Origin of the sequence: Staphylococcus pettenkoferi, from assembly GCF_002902685.1 — a bacterium.
Classification (GTDB): domain Bacteria; phylum Bacillota; class Bacilli; order Staphylococcales; family Staphylococcaceae; genus Staphylococcus; species Staphylococcus pettenkoferi.
In genome coordinates this window covers 1-481 of record NZ_PPRN01000117.1, presented here as the reverse complement: position 1 = coordinate 481, position 481 = coordinate 1, and the positions used below count along the sequence as shown (strand labels likewise).

The window sequence follows — 481 nt, the reverse complement described above, 5'->3', positions numbered from 1 at the left end:
GCTATAAATAAAAGTAAGTTAACTTACATATTCCCGTTACTAAATTACGTTATTAAACATAAAATGATAGAAATAAGTGAGATCGATAAAAGTAATATAAAGATTTCACATTTGGACGAGGATGATAAAAAACATGGGAATAAACTAGGATTTTTAGGAGCAGGTATAGGTTCCTTTATTAGTGTGATGGGAAGACCTTTATTGGATTATACAAATTTTAGAACTAATTTCTTGTTAAATATTTTTTTAATAATAATTGCAATTGTATCATCATTATTTATTAAAAGTATAGTTGACAGAAAGAAAAAAGAAAAAATCAGCCTTAGTAATAGCAAGTGTAAGGCTTATGCATTTGTATTACCTGAAACAAAGCATATAATTAAAAATATTTTAATAAATATAATACTGATATTTTCCATAATAATCTTATCTATTGGGATAATAACATTAAAGATTTCTAGTGTTATATTTATATTAGGCA

General features: G+C 23.9%; 1 protein-coding gene. It reads left to right on the top strand.

Going from position 1 to position 481, the window contains the following annotated elements; genetic code table 11:
- Window positions 1-63: 63 nt before the first annotated feature.
- Window positions 64-481 (top strand): DUF443 family protein (locus CD126_RS11950; RefSeq protein ID WP_240626092.1); only part of this gene is annotated, 418 nt, incomplete at its 3' end.